This window comes from Streptomyces sp. NPDC059534 (assembly GCF_042743475.1).
Taxonomy (GTDB): Bacteria; Actinomycetota; Actinomycetes; order Streptomycetales; family Streptomycetaceae; genus Streptomyces.
In genome coordinates this window covers 1-2446 of sequence record NZ_JBHWAQ010000120.1, presented here as the reverse complement: position 1 = coordinate 2446, position 2446 = coordinate 1, and the positions used below count along the sequence as shown (strand labels likewise).

The following is a 2446-nucleotide window of genomic DNA, read 5'->3' as shown; positions in this document are numbered from 1 at the left end:
CGGGCACGCCGCATGCCTGTGACACCGGTGGGGCGCCCGGATCCAGGGTGTGCGACGAGGCTGGCTGTTCGCTGTCGAGCCTCAAGGGAAGGACCAGCTCTTATCCCTGCCGTTGCCGCCTGCGGCATAGAATCTCGTTCCGTCATAGACGGTGGCCAGGGGGCTCTGCCGGGTTCGGCGGCCCGGGTGCCGGAAGGTTCTGCTCTGGTCTTCGGCTGCCCGTTCCCTCTCGTGTAAAGGCCCCGCCATGTCTCCGGTCTCCCGCAGTCGCAAGCCCAAGAAGAACCGCCAGAGCAGCAGCGGGAGGCGTACGGGTAATCCCGCATCGGCCAGGGACGTCCCGGCATCGCGGGAGTGGTCCGGTCTAGACTCGGGTAACCCGTTCGCACACCCTTCCGGCCTGTCGTTCCTGCAGCAGCTCGCGCAGGAACAGCCCGCAAGGCGCGACTGGTTCGGGCCATCCTTCTCGGCTCTCCTGGACGAGGCCGAGGTGCTGCTTGGCGCCGAAGGCCCGCGCCAGCTGGAGGACATGACAGCCTGCCTGCTGGGGGCGCGGGTACACCAAGCCGTCCAGGAGGGGTGGCCTCTCGCGCTCGGTGACTGGACCATGGGGCTGATCGACGCGGCCGAGGGGCGGGCCCGGGAGCGCCTGGTTTCTGGTGCGCCCGGTGGGCAGGCCGCCCTGCTCCTGCTGTACGGGCTGTCGTCGGTGGGCTCGCCGGTGATCGCGCCGGCGGCCCTGGATGCGGTGTCCCGGCTGCGTCCGGTGGTGCGCGGTTCGCAGGTGGCGTCGGCTCTGCCGCAGTGGCGGGATGCGGTGGCGAAGCTGCGGATGACCGGGGACATCTGGGTGCTGCGTGATGTGTACGGCTCACGTCTCGGTGTCATCGCGGCCACGGTCTATCCGGACGGTACGGACCCGGCGGTCTACCTTTTCGACATCGATGCCTGCGGCTTCGTCGTCCTGGCTGGCGGCGGCACCTACGACGATGTGGAGCAGGCCGCTGCGGCATGGCGGGCCGCGGTCGGTACGGTGGCTGCCGGAGCCGTTCCTGAGCCGCTCGCCCAGGCCGGAACGGAGGCGCTGCGCTGCCTGACCGAGGTGGACCTGACCGAGATCACTATTTTCGGGACGGAGCCGCGGGCGGTGTGGGACGAGTGGTTCCGGGCAGCGCGGCGTATCCACGATGTTGCCGCCGCCCTGGAGCGGCGGGACGTTCACTGCCCGCTGCCATCAACCTGTACCAAACGACGTCGACGTCACCCCGACGCGGGACGCGTTCACTGCGTGGCTGCAGCAGCGGCCAAGCGAGACGGCCGATGAAGAGGTCGTGGGAGCGCTTGTCGGCGAGTGGCTGGGAGGGGTCCTGCCGGATACCGCGGACTCGGTCTCACCCCACCGAATCAGCCACAATCTCAAGTTGATTGGCGACTGGGATTCCAGCCACCCAGTCACGATCGGGGTCAAGCGGCTGCTGCCGCACTGGGTGAACTTCCTCGCATGGTGGTCGGGTATTCCCCAGGCCGCGGCCGACACGGCCCTGGCGACCCTGGCCGAGGTGCCCGCAGGCGAGCACCGCGCAGCAGAACACTGCCCCGGTGTGCACTGAGTTCCTGATGGCCGCCCGGACGGCCGGAAGAATGCGCTGCGGCGCTCATCGCGTCTGCGGGCCGCGCAGGGTCCCGGCAGCGGCCACCAGGGTGGCCGTGTCTGCTCACAAGGGCCTGGTCAGAACGGAGGGTCCCCTGAGGGGATATCGGCGGCGTTGTCCTGGGCGGGAAGGGCTGTCGCAGGGCGGTTGCGGCTCGCGGTGGCCCAGGGATCGTCGGGCGCTGTCTCACGGGGCGGGGTGGCGCGCGTGGTGCGGGCGATGGTGACCGTGGCGAACGTCATCGAGGCGCCGACATCGTCGACGTCCATCACCATGCGGGAGCGCTTCTCGCCCTCAGGGGTCTCCCACCGGTCGGTCCGCAGCCGGCCGGCGACCACCACGCGCGCGCCTTTGGTCAGCGAATCGCCGAGGTTCTCGGCCAGCTGGCGCCACGCGCTGCAGTCCAAGAAGGTGGGCTCGCCGTCCCGCCAGCTGTTGGTGTCGCGGTCGAAGGTACGGGGAGTGGAGGCCACGGTGAACCGGGCCACCGGCACCCCGGCGGAGGTGAACCGCAACTCGGGATCGTCAACAAGGTTCCCGATCACCGTCAACGGAAGGTCGTTACGCATGCACGAAGCCTGCCAAGTCCCTGTGACGTGCCCGGAGGCTTCGCACCAGGCGGACAACGCAGTCCTCCGCACTGGCCGCCGGCAGCCGACCCGCGCGATCATAGGGTATCCATCGTTCCCACCGGGAGGAATCCGCTGATGACCCGCAAGTCTCCGGCCCGCAGGCTGGCACCTGGCCCCGAGCGTGACCGAGTCGCCGCCGAGCTGAAGGCGAGGTACGAGGCG

Annotated in this window: 3 protein-coding genes; 2 read left to right on the top strand and 1 reads right to left on the bottom strand. The window is 69.7% G+C overall.

The window, feature by feature from the left end; genetic code table 11:
- Nucleotides 1-247 precede the first annotated feature (247 nt).
- On the top strand, nt 248-1324 hold the full coding sequence (locus ACFVZH_RS40170; protein ID WP_384905577.1) for a hypothetical protein: 1077 nt from the start codon (nt 248-250) through the stop codon (nt 1322-1324).
- A gap of 7 nt (nt 1325-1331) precedes the next feature.
- On the top strand, nt 1332-1610 hold the full coding sequence (locus ACFVZH_RS40165; RefSeq protein WP_384905575.1) for a hypothetical protein: 279 nt from the start codon (nt 1332-1334) through the stop codon (nt 1608-1610).
- A 119-nt stretch (nt 1611-1729) separates the two neighbouring features.
- Here the strand turns inward: ACFVZH_RS40165 and ssb are convergent, their stop codons facing one another.
- Nucleotides 1730-2221, bottom strand: coding sequence for a single-stranded DNA-binding protein (gene ssb / locus ACFVZH_RS40160; RefSeq protein ID WP_384905573.1), 492 nt, complete (start codon nt 2219-2221; stop codon nt 1730-1732).
- Nucleotides 2222-2446: the final 225 nt, after the last annotated feature.